The 16,868-nt window shown below is 51.6% G+C and carries 14 protein-coding genes; 7 read left to right on the top strand and 7 right to left on the bottom strand.

All coding sequences use genetic code 11. The features are described 5' to 3' along the window. Nucleotides 1–60 precede the first annotated feature (60 nt). Nucleotides 61–1,452, top strand: a complete 1,392-nt coding sequence (gene pgtP, locus NA986_RS15520; RefSeq protein ID WP_000955739.1) for a phosphoglycerate transporter PgtP — start codon at nucleotides 61–63, stop codon at nucleotides 1,450–1,452. Nucleotides 1,453–1,727: 275 nt separating this feature from the next. Here the strand turns inward: pgtP and NA986_RS15525 are convergent, their stop codons facing one another. Continuing rightward, nucleotides 1,728–1,970, bottom strand: coding sequence for a YfdY family protein (locus NA986_RS15525; protein WP_000639889.1), 243 nt, complete (start codon nucleotides 1,968–1,970; stop codon nucleotides 1,728–1,730). Between the two features lie 521 nt (nucleotides 1,971–2,491). Here NA986_RS15525 and lpxP point away from each other — a divergent pair. After that, on the top strand, nucleotides 2,492–3,412 hold the full coding sequence (lpxP, locus tag NA986_RS15530; RefSeq protein WP_000484431.1) for a kdo(2)-lipid IV(A) palmitoleoyltransferase: 921 nt from the start codon (nucleotides 2,492–2,494) through the stop codon (nucleotides 3,410–3,412). Between the two features lie 402 nt (nucleotides 3,413–3,814). Continuing rightward, nucleotides 3,815–3,886 carry a membrane protein YpdK gene (gene ypdK / locus NA986_RS15535; RefSeq protein WP_010723117.1) on the top strand — a complete coding sequence of 24 codons (72 nt, stop codon included), beginning with the start codon at nucleotides 3,815–3,817 and terminating at the stop codon, nucleotides 3,884–3,886. 49 nt (nucleotides 3,887–3,935) lie between these two features. On the opposite strand, the gene alaC is transcribed toward ypdK, so the two are convergent. Both alaC and glk read right to left on the bottom strand, forming a co-directional pair. After that, on the bottom strand, nucleotides 3,936–5,174 hold the full coding sequence (gene alaC, locus NA986_RS15540; RefSeq protein WP_000763118.1) for an alanine transaminase: 1,239 nt from the start codon (nucleotides 5,172–5,174) through the stop codon (nucleotides 3,936–3,938). Between the two features lie 720 nt (nucleotides 5,175–5,894). Then, nucleotides 5,895–6,860 (bottom strand): glucokinase, encoded by a 966-nt coding sequence (glk, locus tag NA986_RS15545; RefSeq protein WP_000170380.1) that lies wholly within the window; start codon nucleotides 6,858–6,860, stop codon nucleotides 5,895–5,897. A gap of 203 nt (nucleotides 6,861–7,063) precedes the next feature. On the opposite strand from glk, the gene NA986_RS15550 reads away from it, so the two are divergent. Continuing rightward, nucleotides 7,064–8,299: an ion channel protein gene (locus tag NA986_RS15550; RefSeq protein ID WP_023216157.1), complete on the top strand. Its 1,236-nt coding sequence runs from the start codon at nucleotides 7,064–7,066 to the stop codon at nucleotides 8,297–8,299. Nucleotides 8,300–8,318: 19 nt separating this feature from the next. On the opposite strand, the gene NA986_RS15555 is transcribed toward NA986_RS15550, so the two are convergent. Beyond that, on the bottom strand, nucleotides 8,319–9,971 hold the full coding sequence (locus NA986_RS15555; RefSeq protein ID WP_001180858.1) for an alpha-keto acid decarboxylase family protein: 1,653 nt from the start codon (nucleotides 9,969–9,971) through the stop codon (nucleotides 8,319–8,321). Nucleotides 9,972–10,150: 179 nt separating this feature from the next. On the opposite strand from NA986_RS15555, the gene mgrA reads away from it, so the two are divergent. Next, nucleotides 10,151–11,149 (top strand): L-glyceraldehyde 3-phosphate reductase, encoded by a 999-nt coding sequence (mgrA, locus tag NA986_RS15560; protein ID WP_000640278.1) that lies wholly within the window; start codon nucleotides 10,151–10,153, stop codon nucleotides 11,147–11,149. 113 nt (nucleotides 11,150–11,262) lie between these two features. Further along, on the top strand, nucleotides 11,263–11,589 hold the full coding sequence (ypeC, locus tag NA986_RS15565; protein WP_000490091.1) for a DUF2502 domain-containing protein YpeC: 327 nt from the start codon (nucleotides 11,263–11,265) through the stop codon (nucleotides 11,587–11,589). 60 nt (nucleotides 11,590–11,649) lie between these two features. On the opposite strand, the gene NA986_RS15570 is transcribed toward ypeC, so the two are convergent. Both NA986_RS15570 and NA986_RS15575 read right to left on the bottom strand, forming a co-directional pair. Then, on the bottom strand, nucleotides 11,650–12,891 hold the full coding sequence (locus NA986_RS15570) for an Nramp family divalent metal transporter (protein ID WP_000131734.1): 1,242 nt from the start codon (nucleotides 12,889–12,891) through the stop codon (nucleotides 11,650–11,652). Beyond that, nucleotides 12,884–12,961 (bottom strand): hypothetical protein, encoded by a 78-nt coding sequence (locus tag NA986_RS15575; protein WP_418144572.1) that lies wholly within the window; start codon nucleotides 12,959–12,961, stop codon nucleotides 12,884–12,886. Before NA986_RS15575 ends, NA986_RS15570 begins: the two co-directional genes overlap by 8 nt. 272 nt (nucleotides 12,962–13,233) lie before the next feature. Here NA986_RS15575 and nupC point away from each other — a divergent pair, with 272 nt between their 5' ends. Beyond that, nucleotides 13,234–14,436, top strand: coding sequence for a nucleoside permease NupC (gene nupC / locus NA986_RS15580; RefSeq protein ID WP_000376347.1), 1,203 nt, complete (start codon nucleotides 13,234–13,236; stop codon nucleotides 14,434–14,436). A gap of 52 nt (nucleotides 14,437–14,488) precedes the next feature. Here the strand turns inward: nupC and NA986_RS15585 are convergent, their stop codons facing one another. Then, the gene (locus tag NA986_RS15585) at nucleotides 14,489–16,678 is read right to left on the bottom strand and encodes an EAL domain-containing protein (RefSeq protein ID WP_001112944.1); all 2,190 of its coding nucleotides are present in this window, start codon (nucleotides 16,676–16,678) and stop codon (nucleotides 14,489–14,491) included. Between the last annotated feature and the right edge of the window lie 190 nt (nucleotides 16,679–16,868).

The following is a 16,868-nucleotide window of genomic DNA, read 5'->3' on the forward strand; positions in this document are numbered from 1 at the left end:
CTTTCACTCTACCGACAAAACCTCCTGATGTTCATCTCACTATAAAATACAGGTGACTCCATGTTAACAATATTAAAAACAGGGCAATCGGCGCATAAAGTCCCACCGGAAAAAGTCCAGGCTACGTATGGTCGATATCGTATACAGGCATTGTTAAGCGTATTTCTGGGATATCTCGCTTACTATATAGTCAGAAACAACTTCACATTATCGACGCCTTATTTAAAAGAGCAATTGGATCTCAGCGCTACGCAAATCGGCCTGCTGAGTAGCTGTATGCTTATTGCTTACGGAATCAGTAAAGGCGTAATGAGCAGTCTGGCGGATAAAGCCAGCCCAAAAGTCTTCATGGCGTGCGGTCTGGTACTCTGCGCGATTGTTAACGTTGGGCTGGGATTCAGTAGCGCATTCTGGATATTTGCCGCTCTGGTGGTCTTCAATGGCCTTTTTCAGGGCATGGGCGTCGGCCCCTCGTTTATTACTATTGCAAACTGGTTCCCTCGTCGGGAGCGCGGACGCGTAGGCGCCTTCTGGAATATCTCGCATAACGTTGGCGGCGGGATCGTCGCGCCTATCGTCGGTGCGGCTTTTGCGATATTGGGCAACGAACACTGGCAAAGCGCCAGTTATATCGTTCCGGCCTGCGTCGCCGTCATTTTTGCCTTAATTGTTCTGGTCTTGGGAAAAGGTTCGCCGCGCGAAGAAGGTCTTCCCTCCCTGGAACAGATGATGCCGGAAGAAAAAGTCGTACTGAAAACGAAGAATACGGCAAAAGCGCCGGAAAATATGAGCGCATGGCAAATCTTCTGTACTTATGTGCTGCGCAATAAAAATGCCTGGTATATTTCGCTGGTGGATGTCTTCGTCTATATGGTGCGGTTTGGCATGATTAGCTGGTTACCTATCTATCTGTTGACAGTAAAACACTTTTCAAAAGAACAGATGAGCGTCGCGTTTCTCTTTTTCGAGTGGGCGGCGATTCCCTCTACGCTACTGGCAGGCTGGCTGTCAGATAAACTGTTTAAGGGCCGCAGAATGCCGTTAGCCATGATTTGCATGGCGCTGATTTTTGTCTGTCTGATCGGATACTGGAAAAGTGAATCTTTGCTGATGGTAACGATTTTCGCCGCCATTGTAGGTTGTCTGATTTACGTCCCGCAGTTCCTCGCGTCCGTACAGACAATGGAGATAGTCCCCAGCTTTGCCGTAGGTTCCGCCGTCGGTTTACGTGGGTTCATGAGCTATATTTTCGGCGCCTCGTTGGGCACCAGCCTGTTTGGTGTAATGGTGGATAAACTTGGCTGGTACGGCGGATTTTATCTTCTGATGGGCGGCATCGTGTGCTGCATTCTATTCTGTTACCTCTCCCATCGCGGCGCGCTGGAACTGGAACGCCAGCGCCAGAATGCGTTACATAATCAGGACTCACTGCAGCTTGCGGACGCACAATAAACGATTAGCCTTCCCGGGGAACAGAAGCGCCGACATTGTCGGCGCTATCTATTCGCTGACATCGTGTATACCCAAAATAATTCGAGTTGCTTAAAGGCGGCAAGGGAGTGAGTCCCCAGGAGCATAGATAACGATGTGACTGGGGTGAACGACAAATCTGCCGGGAACAGGTTTGAACATCGCGTGCGACGGCCCGTCAGGGCGAGGCCCATGAATGGGCCGAGTAATCCGTAGCCAACACATCAGCAACTTGAAGTATGAAGGGTATGTACTGACTAACGCTTACCGTATCCCACCATAAAGCGAATAATTAACCCACATGCCGGTGCGAGAAAAAGCAATAATCCGCTAACGATGTCATCGCCATCCTGCAACCATACATTGAGTAAATAAATCAGCGCGGCAAGGATAACCATTCCCGTAAAAGAAGAAACCGCAGAAAAAGCCCCCATCACCTGACCGATATAGCCACTCACGGCAAGTATACTTATTGCAAGAAATGTCCATAAATAGATCATCTATAATACCTCCTGTCTATGGCAAGGCTTCCATATAGCCTTACGGTCCCTCTCACTTCTCCTTTAAGATAAACCTTATCAGCCCGTCATTTCCATAACATTTATCTCACATTTTATTTTTTTAATCATTTTTCAATGACCTTCGTCTGAAATAAAATTATCACTGTAAAAACAATGCATTAAAAATAATGATTAGCTTATTTTTGCTACGGGAGAAATATTTACGCTTCTTGATAAAGAATTTCTGGGCGCGAGTAAATAACTGGTGGTACATTAGCCTGCCTGGCGTTCATGCCCTCGTGGTTTAGTACTGACTTAGTTTTACACTCCTTACGGGAACCATTGTCGTACATGATGGCCTAACTATACGTAAATCATTCAAGTTACCCTGATGAGCTTACTCAAGTAAGTGCTTCGGATAAGCGAACGCAACTTGAAGGATGATGCGTATTTCAGAGTGTACCGCTGCGGATAATGACTCTTCTGCGATACATTATTTTCGTATCTACAGAAGGTATTTTATGTTTCCTCAAAGCAAATTTTCACGCGCGTTTTTGCACCCGCGCTACTGGCTGACGTGGTTTGGCGTTGGCGTCCTCTGGTTACTGGTGCAGCTTCCCTACCCGGTTTTGCGTTTTCTGGGCACCCGCACCGGTAAGCTGGCGCGCCCCTTCCTGAAGCGACGTGAGTCGATCGCCCAGAAAAATATTGAACTCTGTTTTCCGACCCTCTCCCGGGAAGAAAGGGAAAAACTGATCGCCGAGAATTTCCACTCTCTTGGCATGGCGCTGCTTGAAACGGGCATGGCCTGGTTCTGGCCTGATAGCCGGGTTCGCAAATGGTTTGATGTGGACGGGCTGGACAACCTTACCCGTGCGCAGGCGCAAAATCGCGGCGTAATGGTCGTTGGCGTGCATTTTATGTCGCTGGAATTGGGAGGCCGGGTAATGGGTCTCTGCCAGCCGATGATGGCGACCTATCGTCCGCATAACAATCCGCTCATGGAGTGGGTGCAGACGCGCGGTCGTATGCGCTCAAATAAAGCGATGATCGGCAGAAACAATCTGCGCGGCATTGTGGGCGCGCTAAAAAAAGGGGAAGCCGTTTGGTTTGCTCCCGACCAGGACTACGGCCCTAAAGGCAGCTCCTTTGCGCCATTTTTCGCGGTTGAAAACGTCGCCACCACCAACGGCACCTATGTACTGTCCAGGCTGTCTGGCGCCGCCATGTTGACCGTTACAATGGTCAGGAAATCCGATAACTCGGGTTATCGTCTGTATATTACCCCTGAAATGGAAGGTTACCCGGCAGATGAAAATCAAGCCGCTGCCTATATGAATAAAATTATTGAGAAAGAGATCATGCGCGCCCCGGAGCAATATCTCTGGATCCATCGCCGTTTCAAGACTCGCCCGTTGGGGGAAGCGTCACTCTACATCTGAAAAAGGCCGCAAGGCCTTTTATTTTGGCATTTCGCATTGCCATAATATTCATATCGTAAATTACTCATTCCTGCTTTTAGCGATAAGTCTCATGTTTACAGGCGATTTTTTACTGTGTCGGCGGCGTCGCTCAATAGCGATTCATCACTGTCAGAAATTAAACTGTCGCCGATTCCCGACACTTGTAAGTTACTAAAAGTAAATAAGAAAATGCCTCTTGTTTCACCTCATTTTTAGGCGTACATTAGCGCCGTCTGGAGCGATGACGCGCAGAATTCTGAGGTGATGCAGGCGGTCGAAACACGAATAATTCTCAATTTCGTATTGTCCGGCATCAACTCTCTATAATCAGGTAAGTGTAAGTTCATTTAGGCGTACGACAGGTACGCGGAGAGATGAAACGTGAAATATTTCTTTATGGGCATTTCATTTATGGTCATCGTTTGGGCCGGTACTTTCGCCCTGATGATTTAAAAGTACAATGCAAAGAAAAACAGGAGCCATGGGGCTCCTGTTTGCTTTTCTACTCCGTGCTCGCCTCAACGGGTTTTGGATGTGACGGCAGCACGCCATCGGCGCGGAACATCGCTTTAATCCCTCTGACGGCCTGGCGAATGCGGTCGCGATTCTCTATTAATGCAAAGCGTACATGGGTGTCGCCATAATCACCAAAGCCTATCCCTGGAGAAACGCAAACCTTCGCCTCATTCAGCAGCTTCTTGGCAAACTCAAGCGATCCCATCGCCGCATATTGCTCCGGGATTTTCGCCCAGACGTACATTGAGGCTTTCGGCATTTCAACCATCCAGCCCGCCTCATGCAGCCCCTTCACCAGCACATCGCGACGACGTTTATACTGCTCGGCGATATCGCGCACGCACTGCTGATCGCCTTCCAGAGCGGCGATAGCCGCCACCTGAAGCGGGGTAAAGGTGCCATAATCGTGATAACTTTTAATGCGCGCCAGCGCGCTGACCAGGGTTTTATTGCCCACCATAAACCCAATACGCCAGCCCGCCATATTATAGCTTTTCGACAGTGTGAAAAATTCGACCGCCACGTCGCGCGCGCCGGGCACCTGCATAATGGATGGCGCTTTCCAGCCGTCGTACACGATATCGGCATACGCCAGATCGTGCACCACCAGCACATCATAACGTTTAGCCAGAGCGACCACTTTTTCAAAAAATTCCAGTTCGACGCACTGGGCCGTAGGGTTAGACGGAAAACCCAAAATCATCATTTTCGGTTTCGGATAACTTTCGCGAATAGCGCGCTCCAGCTCGTTGAAGAAATCCACCCCCTCTACCAATGGAACCGAACGCACCTGCGCCCCGGCGATAACGGCGCCATAGATATGAATCGGGTAACTGGGGTTCGGCACCAGAACCGTATCGCCATGATCCAGCGTCGCCAGCATTAAATGCGCCAGTCCCTCTTTGGAACCGATGGTCACAATCGCTTCGGTTTCCGGATCGATATCGACATCATAACGTTCCTGATACCAGTGAGAAATCGCGCGGCGTAAACGCGGTATGCCGCGGGACGTGGAATAACCGTGCGTATCCGGACGCTGCGCGACGGTGCAAAGTTTTTCGACAATGTGGGGAGGGGTTGCGCCATCAGGATTACCCATACTGAAATCAATAATATCTTCACCGCGCCGACGCGCAGCCATTTTGAGTTCAGCGGTGATGTTAAAAACATAGGGCGGAAGGCGATCGATACGCGTAAAGCGACGTTCAGGGCGGAAGTCAGCCATAATATCCTCAGATTAACGTTAGCGCCCGGACCGTCCGAGCGACGCTGCCACGATGGTGGCTCCTTTAGAAAATAGCCTGAAAATTTTCTTCCTGTCGAGAGGCTAATGAAAATATTTTTAGCGTCAAAAAAGAGGAACAAGCGTAAAAACTTACTTTTTAAACGTGTCAGTTATAGCATCAAACAAATCATATTATTAACAAATTGATATCATTGAATTTACGTAACGTGGCGCAGCCGACGATAATTTCCTGTCAATAAACCTTATCTCAAATAATCCCCTTTTGATTTTGTGGTTTTTCCTCTTTAACCAAAATCCTTACTAATGATAATGGTATTCGATCATGTCATATTGCGGTGTTTTTCAGGGACATTTCCCCGAAAATGAGGATCCTTTCCAGCAAGATGCCGCGATGAAACCGTAAATAAGGCAGCGAACCGGATACGTATAGTAAAATAAATCCCTGTTTTCGCCTGACTAACTGCCATGACATGATGACTCAACGCGCTGGTGTTTGACCTTTCGCTCAGCAAGAGTAAAGTGAAACAATTCAGACAGTTGAAGCATTCATGCACAGGAAAGGCAATGAAAAAAACCGCGTGAGGCACGCGGTTTGAGACTGGCAAGAGAATGATTAATTGCCTGATGACGCTGCGCTTATCAGGCCTACAGATGACACACTTTTGTAGGCCGGATAAGGCGTTTATGCCGCCATCTGACTTATAGAATATGGCCTAATGTCTGGCGCAGATGCGCGCCGGAGCCTAACAAGCCAGGATTATCATGGACAATCAGATAGACCGGAATTCCGTGTACATAATCTTTAAAGCGGCCTTTATCTTCAAAGCCACCACGGAAGCCGGACGCTTTAAAAAATTCCAGGAAGCGCGGGACAATACCGCCAGCGATATAAACGCCGCCAAATGTTCCCATGGTTAACGCCAGATCGCCGCCAAATCGCCCCATGATGACGCAAAAGAGCGACAACGCGCGGCGACAATCGATACAGCTATCCGCCAGGGCGCGTTCGGTAATATCTTTCGGGCGCAGATTTTCCGGCAGACGGTTGTCGGACTTAACAATCGCCCGGTAAAGATTCACCAGCCCCGGGCCAGACAGCACGCGCTCGGCGGAAACGTGGCCAATTTCGGCGCGCAATATTTCCAGAATCATAGCTTCTTCTTCGCTATTAGGCGCAAAATCGACATGCCCGCCTTCGCCCGGAAGGCTAATCCAACGCTTATCCACATGCACCAGATGCGCCACGCCCAAGCCGGTTCCCGCGCCATACACCGCAATAGGTTTGCCGTCTACCGGTTCGCCGCCGCCGAACTGAATTAAATGCTCTTTTTTCAGCATCGGGATCGCCATCGACACGGCGGTGAAATCGTTGATGATTTCCAGATGGCTAAAGCCGAGATTTTTTTTCATTTCCGCAATAGAAAAAGCCCAGGTATGGTTAGTCATCGCTACCCAGTCACCGGTAATCGGGCAGGCTATGGCGATACAACCATCTTCCACGCTGACGCTATGCTCATCGAGATAAACGCGCACCACGGCCTCAAGACTGGGATAATCCAGGCCGGAATACGTTTTGGCCTGCGAGATTTCTCCACTGGCGATATCACACAGGGCAAGACGCGCATTCGTGCCGCCTACATCTCCTACTAAAGCATACTTTGTCATTCTTCTACTGCTCCGCTAAAGTCAAAATAAGTCTTTGTCACACTGTAAATTCATGGGGGCATAACAACAACGGCCATCAGGCTGACTGCCTATAAATATAGATCTTCATCACAGAATTACTTTCTTGTTTCAGCACCAATTGCAGCAATGCCGTCGGGCAGGCTGTGCAAAATAGGTATACGACCCCGTGTAAGGAAGAGATTATGTTCCACCCGCGTGCCCGAACGATGCTGCTGCTGTCGCTCCCCGCGCTGATTATTGGCGTAGCGTCAAGCCTGGTTTTAATCGCCTCGATGAAAGTCGCGTCGGTTTTTCAGCAATTTCTTTGGCAACGACTGCCCACCAGCATCGGCATCGCTTATGATTCGCCGTTCTGGATAGTGGGTATGCTCACGCTAACCGGGATCGTGGTGGGTTTGATTATCCGTTACAGTCCCGGACACGCTGGCCCCGATCCGGCCATCGAACCGTTAATCAGTATGCCGGTCTCGCCATCTGCGCTGCCCGGGCTGCTTCTCGCCTTAATCATCGGCCTTGCTGGTGGGGTAAGTTTGGGGCCAGAGCATCCGATAATGACAATAAATATCGCGCTGGCGGCGGCTTTCGGCTCCCGCCTGTTTCCGCGTATCACGGCGTTAGACTGGACGATTCTGGCCTCTGCGGGCACCATCGGCGCGCTGTTCGGCACGCCCGTCGCCGCAGCGCTGATTTTTTCGCAAACGCTTAGCGGCTCTAACGATATTCCCATGTGGGATCGCCTATTTGCGCCGTTAATGGCGGCAGCGGCGGGGTCACTCACCACCAGCCTGTTCTTTCATCCGCATTTTTCGTTACCCATCGCCCATTACACGCAGATGCGGCTGGTGGACATTGCCAGCGGAGCGATCGTCGCGGCGATCGCCATTGCCGCCGGGATGGTCGCCGTCTGGTGCCTTCCGCGTCTGCATGAGTTGCTGCACCGACTGAAAAATCCGGTCCTGATTCTCGGCATTGGCGGTTTTATACTGGGTATTCTGGGCGTCATTGGCGGGCCGCTTACCCTGTTTAAAGGCCTGGACGAAATGCAACAAATGGCGTTTAGCCAGACGTTGGGCGCGGGAGATTATTTTACCTTAGCCGTCGTCAAACTCGCTGCGCTGGTCATCGCGGCGGCGAGCGGCTTTCGCGGCGGGCGCATTTTTCCGGCTGTGTTTATCGGCGCGGCGCTGGGGCTCATGCTCCATGCCCATGTTGAGGCCGTACCCGCGGCGATTACCGTCTCCTGCGCGATTCTTGGCTTAGTGCTGGTAGTGACGCGCGACGGCTGGCTCAGTCTGTTTATGGCGGCAGTCGTCGTACCGGATACCAATCTGCTGCCGCTGCTCTGCATTGTGATGCTCCCCGCCTGGCTATTGCTGGCGGGAAAACCGTTGCTGGCCGCCAACCGTCACGAACCCTAATCCGGCGCAGCGGGGGCCATTATCCCCCGTTGCGGGCTTCCAGCGCCCGGGTCACGGTACGCAGTAATTCCGGCAGATCGGCTTTTGGCAACATCACTTCAATAAATGACAGACGTTGTGGGCGCGCCAACCGTTCGAGGACCTCTGCCAGTTGGATAGCCTGCGTCACCCGCCAGCACTCCGCCTGTTGCGCCGCGTTTAGCGCCGGTGGTATCTGCGTCCAGTTCCAGCTCGCGATGTCGTTATACCGCTGGGCCGCGCCGTGAATGGCGCGCTCTACGGTATAGCCGTCATTGTTGAGCAGCAGGATGACCGGCGCCTGCCCGTCGCGTAACATCGAGCCCATCTCCTGAATCGTGAGCTGCGCCGCGCCATCGCCGATAATCAGAATCACCCGCCGATCGGGACAGGCGGTTTGCGCGCCAAACGCGGCGGGCAAGGAATAGCCGATAGACCCCCACAGCGGCTGAACCACAACTTCCGCGCCGTCAGGAAGCGACAGCGCGGCAGCGCCAAAGGCGGCGGTCCCCTGGTCGACAAGGACAATATCGCCGGGTTTGAGATACTGCTGTAAGGTTTGCCAGAAGCTTTCCTGGGTCAGTTCTCCCTTATCAATCCGCACTGGCTGTCCGGCGGAACGCGTCGGCGGCGGCGCAAAAGCGCATTCCAGGCACAGTTCGCGCAGCGTAGACACCGCCTGCGCCATCGGGAGGTTGAACCAGGTTTCGCCGATGCGCGACGCGTAAGGCTGAATCTCCAGCGTGCGTTCCGCCGGCAATTGTTGGGTAAATCCGGCCGTAAGGGTATCGACAAAACGGGTGCCGACGCAGATAACCCTATCGGCGTCCTCTATGGCCTGACGCACTTCTTTGCTGCTGGCGCCAGCGCTATAGGTGCCAACGAAGTTCGGGTGCTGTTCATCAAAAAGCCCCTTCCCCATCAGTAGTGTCGCATGAGCGATGGGCGTTTCCGCCATCCAGCGCTGCAACAGTGGTCGTAAACCAAAACGCCCGGCAAGAAAGTCGGCCAATAGAGCAATGCGCCGACTGTTCATCAGGCACTGACGGGCGTGGTAACGAAAAGCCGTCTCCACGCCGCTTTGCGCTTCATGCACGGGCAACGCCAGCGCCTGCGTAGGCGGGATGGCCGTTTTTTTCGCCACGTCGGCGGGCAGCATGATGTATCCTGGCCTGCGTGCGGCAAGCATTTCACCCAATACGCGGTCAATCTCGAAACAGGCGTTCTGTTCATCCAATATTGCGCTGGCAGCGGATATCGCCTGACTCATGCGATAAAAATGACGAAAATCGCCGTCACCGAGGGTATGGTGCATCAATTCGCCACGTTGCTGCGCAGCGCTACAGGGCGCGCCGACGATATGCAAGACCGGGACATATTCCGCGTAACTGCCCGCGATACCGTTAATAGCGCTAAGTTCTCCCACGCCAAAGGTGGTGAGTAGCGCTCCAGCGCCCGACATGCGCGCATAACCGTCCGCGGCATAAGCGGCGTTCAGCTCATTGGCGCATCCCACCCAACGCAAGGTCGGGTGGTCAATCACATGGTCAAGAAACTGCAAGTTATAATCGCCCGGTACGCCAAAAAGATGGCCAATGCCGCATCCTGCCAGTCTGTCCAGCAAATAGTCGGCCACGGTATAGGGGTTTTGCATGACAGCTTTCCTTTTGACGTTGACATTATGTTGAGTATTAAGGAATGCCGATGGCTGTCCAGCACGACGGGGATGAAAGCCTGGAAAACAATGTTTACAGCGGCAAACAGTAAAATCCGGATACCGCCTGGCGAGTGTAACCGTATACACTATTTATTCACGCCACAGGGGGAAAGGTCATGATTTATCAGCCCGATGAAAATCGTTATCACACAATGGAGTATCGTCGCTGCGGGCGTAGCGGCGTCAAACTTCCCGCTATTTCGCTGGGGTTATGGCACAACTTCGGCGATGCGACACGGATAGAAAATAGCCGGGCGCTGCTGCAACGCGCGTTCGATCTGGGCATTACCCACTTTGATCTCGCCAATAATTATGGGCCGCCGCCGGGCTCCGCAGAATGCAATTTTGGCCGCATTCTGCAGGAAGATTTTTTACCGTGGCGCGATGAATTGATCATCTCCACCAAAGCGGGCTACACCATGTGGGATGGCCCTTATGGCGACTGGGGTTCACGGAAATACCTTATCGCCAGCCTCGATCAAAGCCTGAAACGTATGGGGCTGGAGTATGTCGATATCTTTTATCACCATCGTCCCGATCCCGAAACGCCGCTTAAAGAGACGATGAAAGCGTTAGATCACCTTGTGCGCCAGGGCAAAGCGTTGTATGTGGGGATCTCTAACTATCCTGCCGATCTGGCCAGACAAGCTATCGATATTCTGGAGGATCTCGGCACGCCTTGCCTGATTCATCAGCCTAAATATTCGCTTTTTGAGCGTTGGGTAGAGGACGGGCTGCTGGCGCTGTTGCAGGAAAAAGGCGTCGGCAGTATTGCCTTCTCGCCGCTGGCGGGCGGGCAGCTCACTGACCGTTATCTGAATGGCATTCCGGAAGATTCCCGCGCGGCGAGCGGAAGCCGTTTCCTTAAACCAGAACAGATTACCGCCGACAAACTGGAAAAAGTTCGCCAGTTGAATGAACTGGCTGCGCGACGGGGCCAAAAATTGTCTCAGATGGCGCTCGCCTGGGTGCTGCGTAACGATAACGTTACCTCGGTACTGATTGGCGCCAGCAAACCGTCGCAAATCGAAGACGCCGTGGGAATGCTGGCCAATCGCCGTTTTTCGGCGGCGGAATGTGCAGAAATTGACGCTATTCTGGAGGGCCGGTTTTAGCAAAAAATGCTCTCCTTCATGATTTAAGAGTTAAGGCGATGAAACAAATCTTTACTGCTTTGTAATATTGCATTAACAGGCCGGCGACGGCTCGATCGTGAAGGAGAGAAAGTATGTTCAGGTCACTGATTCTGGCGGCAGCCTTGCTGGCTTTTACACCGCTTGCCGCGAATGCGGGCGAAATCACCCTGTTGCCCTCAATAAAATTACAGATTGGCGATCGCGATGATTACGGTAACTACTGGGACGGTGGTCGCTGGCGCGACCGTGATTACTGGCACAACCATTATGAATGGCGTAAAAATCGCTGGTGGCGCCATGACAACGGCTATCATCGCGGCTGGGATAAGCGTAAAGCGTATGAACGCGGTTATCGGGAAGGCTGGCGCGATCGCGACGATCATCGCGGGCGAGGCCGGGGTCACAAACATCATCACTAAGCCTCCTGCTGAATAACAGCCCGATGACGCCCACGCATCGGGCCTGCTATCTTTCTGTCTTTATGACAACCCCATCACCGTTCCAACCAGCAACCAGATATTCAGGGCGACGACCAGCACGACAATTATCCAGCCAATCTGTTTTACCCGCCGCGTGTTCACCAGCTCGCCCATTAGCGTAGCGTTACTGGTGAAAATCAGGAGCGGCACCAACGCCAGCGCAATACCAAAACTCAGCAGCACCTGGCTCATCACCAGAATTCGGGTAGGGTCCAGCCCCATCAAAATCACAATAAATGAGGGCAGCATGGTAATGGTGCGCCGTACCCACAGCGGAATGTGAAAACGGACAAACCCTTGCATCACCACCTGCCCCGCCAGAGTCCCTACCACAGTGGAGGAAAGCCCTGCCGCTACCAGACTAAGACCAAACACCGTTGCCGCCGCATGGCTTAGTAACGGTTCCAGCGTCAGGTATGCCTGATCGAGGTCGGCGATGCCGGTGTGGCCGCTAAAATGAAACGCCGCCGCGGCGGTCGCCATCATTGCCAGATTGACAAAACCGGCAATCGTCATGGCAATAGCGACATCCCATTTCGTTGCTGAGTACCGTTGTTGCCGCGTTCCGCCGTGCAGATGCTGTGTTAATGACGAGTGCAGATAAATCACATGCGGCATAATCGTCGCGCCAAGCACGCCGGCGGCTAAGAATACGGCTTCCGGGTTCGGTAGCGCCGGGATAACCATTCCTTTGCCGAGCTGCGCCATATCAGGCTGAGAGAAAAACAGCTCCACAATGTAAGCAGCGGCGACAAAAAGCAGTAAACCGCCGATGACTTTTTCAAGCGGTTTTTGACCGCGGCGTTGTAACATTAAAATCAGAAACGTCGCGATACCGGTCAATACCGCGCCCTGTAATAAAGAGACGCCCAGGATCAGCTTAAAACCTATTGCCGCGCCGATAAATTCAGCTAAATCGGTGGCCATCGCGATGATTTCCGCCTGTACCCAGTAAAACCAGACTACCGGGCGCGGATAATGGTCGCGAATTTGCTCCGCCAGGTTCTTGCCCGTGGCGATTCCGAGTTTTGCCGAAAGGATTTGAATCAGCATCGCCATCAGGTTCGCCCAGACCACCACCCAGAGTAGCTGGTAGCCAAAGCTGGCGCCGGCCTGAATATTGGTCGCGAAGTTACCTGGATCGATATAACCAATCGCGGCAATGAACGCAGGTCCCATTAATGCGAGCCTTAGCTTGCGCGCCGCCCGTCCGCTGCTATTCTCTACGCGATTGTCAGTCATCTTTTGCCTCAAAAACATAGCCTTTGCTATGTTTCATGCTATGTTTATTGATAATGATTATCAAGTGCATTTCAATGGGTACGGGTGATTACTTTGATAGTGTGAAACGATAGACCGATACGATGACGACCTGTATCAGAGCAGTTTGGCTTAACATTACAAGATTAGCACACTGATATAACTTTTCATTTTCATATTCAGTACAGTAAAAGTGTATTACAGATCACTAATTTTGAATCTCGTCACAGGTCCTTATTATAGTGTGTGTTGGATCTCGTTTTCTTTACGGCTGTTGCATAGAATGTGCACGAAAATTAAACCTGCCTCATATTTGGAGCAAATATGGACCGCGTCCTTCATTTTGTCCTGGCGCTTGCCGTTGTTGCGGTACTCGCACTGCTGGTTAGCAGTGACCGTAAAAAAATTCGCATTCGTTATGTCATTCAGTTACTTGTTATCGAAGTATTACTGGCCTGGTTCTTCCTGAACTCGGATGTTGGCCTTGGCTTCGTAAAAGGTTTCTCCGAGATGTTTGAAAAACTGCTCGGATTTGCCAACGAAGGGACAAACTTCGTCTTTGGCAGTATGAACGATCAAGGTTTGGCGTTCTTCTTCCTGAAAGTATTGTGCCCGATCGTCTTTATTTCCGCGTTGATCGGTATTCTTCAGCATATCCGCGTTCTGCCAGTGGTCATCCGCGCTATTGGTTTCCTGTTGTCCAAAGTAAACGGTATGGGCAAACTGGAGTCTTTTAACGCCGTCAGCTCGCTGATCCTCGGCCAGTCTGAGAACTTTATCGCTTATAAAGATATCCTCGGCAAAATGTCCCGTAACCGCATGTACACCATGGCGGCGACCGCAATGTCTACCGTTTCCATGTCTATCGTGGGCGCGTATATGACCATGCTGGACCCTAAATATGTGGTCGCAGCGCTGGTTCTGAACATGTTCAGCACCTTTATCGTTCTGTCGCTGATCAACCCCTATGTCGTTGATGCCAGCGAAGAAAATATTCAGATGTCGAACCTGCATGAAGGCCAAAGTTTCTTCGAAATGCTGGGCGAGTACATTCTGGCAGGTTTTAAAGTGGCGATTATCGTCGCGGCGATGCTGATCGGCTTCATCGCGCTGATCGCGGCGCTGAACGCGCTGTTCGCAACGGTTACCGGTTGGTTCGGCTACAGCATCTCCTTCCAGGGCATTCTGGGTTACATCTTCTACCCGGTCGCATGGGTAATGGGCGTACCGTCCAGTGAAGCGCTGCAGGTAGGAAGTATCATGGCGACCAAACTGGTTTCCAACGAATTCGTGGCGATGATGGATCTGCAGAAAATCGCCTCTACCCTCTCTCCACGCGCTGAAGGCATTATCTCCGTCTTCCTGGTGTCCTTCGCGAACTTCTCTTCCATCGGTATTATTGCGGGTGCGATTAAAGGCCTGAACGAAGAGCAAGGCAACGTGGTTTCCCGTTTTGGTCTGAAACTGGTTTACGGTTCTACGCTGGTGAGCGTACTGTCCGCCTCTATCGCGGCGCTGGTACTGTAAGTCTGGGTTTAATGTAGAAACCGGGGAGCTATCCCCGGTTTTTTTATGCCGCTTATTTACCTAACGGGCGCGGGCGGCCAATCAGATATCCCTGCAAACTGTGTACGCCAAGCTGCAATAGCAGATCGCGCTGCGCAGGCGTTTCAACAAACTCAGCCACGACGCTCAACGATTTCGCTTTCGCTAAATCAGTGATGGATTTCACGATCATCGCATCCAGGGAGTCCGTCAGAATATCTTTTACGAAACAACCGTCGATTTTAATGATGTCCGCCTTGAGGCGTTTTAGCCGTTCATAGTTTGCATAGCCGGTGCCGAAATCATCAATGGCGATTTTTAGGCCAAACTTACGCAACTGGTTGATATTGTGCATACTGATTTCGGAATGAGAGAAGGCCTGTTCTTCAGTAATTTCGATGATGACCGAAGCAGGCGGGACGCCATAGCGTTTAAAAAGCTGCATAATGCGCGACGCCGTCTCTTTTTGCAGCAGCGTCAGCGGCATCAAATTAACCGAGAAACGCGCCCCCTGCTCCGCCGAAGGATGCGCGGACAACCATTGCAGGAGCGCTTCCATCACCTGCATATCAAACCGTACGCTCAGGTTAAACTGGGCGATAAGCGGAATGAACTGATTGGGCATCATGATACCGTCGTCGCACCGAAGCCGCGTCAGAATCTCGTCATACCCTTTTCCCTGCGAGTCGCGAATGGGTTGCGCATACAAAACAAGCGCGCCGCGCTCCAGCGCCTGACGGATTTTCTGCAACCGCAGCACCCGTTCCGTCGTCTGCCCGGAAGCGGCTTCAATACTCTGGGTCAGTGCAAGCACCCGACGGTGCGAACAGGATTGCTCCGCCAGCCAGCTTAATTGCCCCAACAGCGGTTGCAAGGTTTCCTGGCGACCATCAAATGTTCCCCACGATGCGCCGTATTCCATGTCCAGACCGGTATTGTTCCAGTAAATTTTGCGGTTATTAAGCACATTGAGCATATATTGCAGGCGGGCTTCCGTCTCCGGTCCCGTCAATACCAGCAATAATTCACTGCCCGGCAGATGGAAAATTTTCTCCTTTTCCAGCAGCAGCGGCTGCAACACGCGAAACACCTCGCGTTCGCAATGCACGCGCATCTGCATACCGTAATGACGGCTCAGAAATTCCAGGTTTTCCATGCGTAGATAACACACGCTTTGCCCGGCATCCTGTAAAAGAAACTGCTCCAGCGCACGCAGGTTAGGCAGTTGCGTCAACGGATCGGTTAATGCCTGCGAGTGCCACTGTCGATTCAACCATTCGCTGCGCTGATTAATCCGCGCCATATATAACAAACAAATACTAAAAGAAATGAGAACTGAAAGGATAAATGCCAGCGAATATTCTGAGCCTACGCCCTGCAGAAAATTGCGGTTATAGCTAAGCAGGAATAGCGCAGTGAGAGCCCAACTAAAATTCAACAGCGGATAGCTGATTTTCCCCACGCCGATGGTAAATCCAATGAACAGGACTGGCACCAGATAGCCAGCAATATACTTTGTCTCGAAAGGCGTACACAGCACCGCTAATAGCGTCGCCAGAGTGGCAAACCAAAGAAGCGTAAACAGGCGTTTTTCTTTGGCGAGATAAGGAGCGACATCCCTCCGCCAGAAAATACGAATATAGTGCGGGCTGACTATCATCCGCAGCGGATAATAGAAAAAGAGGGTAAAAATAAGCGCGGCAGAAATCAGACTCAATAAATCAACAATCGAGAAAATAGCGGTGCCGGTGCCAAAGAAGGTAGAGATGGTCACCGGGAAAGCCAGGTAGTGCCCCGCCAGATGCATACTGATTTTTATGCCAAACGGCGTCATTAACCCTAACCAGAAAACGCGTAGCCAGATGCCTTGGTTGGGTATTCCGTAGCGCCAGCGCGCGCCCAGCTGCCAGCGTACGATAGCGCAAACCAGCAACACGGGAAACGTCTGGCAAAATAGCAACACCATCGCCTGTGGCAGAGGTAAATGAAAATTCCATTCATTAGTCAACATCATTCCGCCTACCATCGGCGCGACGCCACGGCGGCCAAATAAAAACAGCACGGAAAACATGACGCAGAGCGGTAGCCAGGCCAGAAAGATATAGCTGGAATCAATTGTGGCGCGGGGAGAAATGAGACGAGATAGCAGAATAGCCGGAACGGTCAGGCAGAAGGCCAGTAAGAATATTTTTATATTTTTTAATACGTTACACTTATCCGGCATTGCTTTAATGCTCACATCATTATATAAGGCGCATGAATAATAAGTATATTCGCATTATGAAGCAATCTAACAAAAGCTCATATTGACCGCAAAAGCAGCGGCAAACAAACGCACCTGAAGAGCAGATCAGACGCCATGAATTTTGTGACAAAAAGCAAAAACCCCCGCTTTTCAGCGAGGGTTCGAATGT

The sequence above is a fragment of the Salmonella sp. NW177 genome, assembly GCF_051811585.1.
Lineage (GTDB): Bacteria > Pseudomonadota > Gammaproteobacteria > Enterobacterales > Enterobacteriaceae > Salmonella > Salmonella enterica.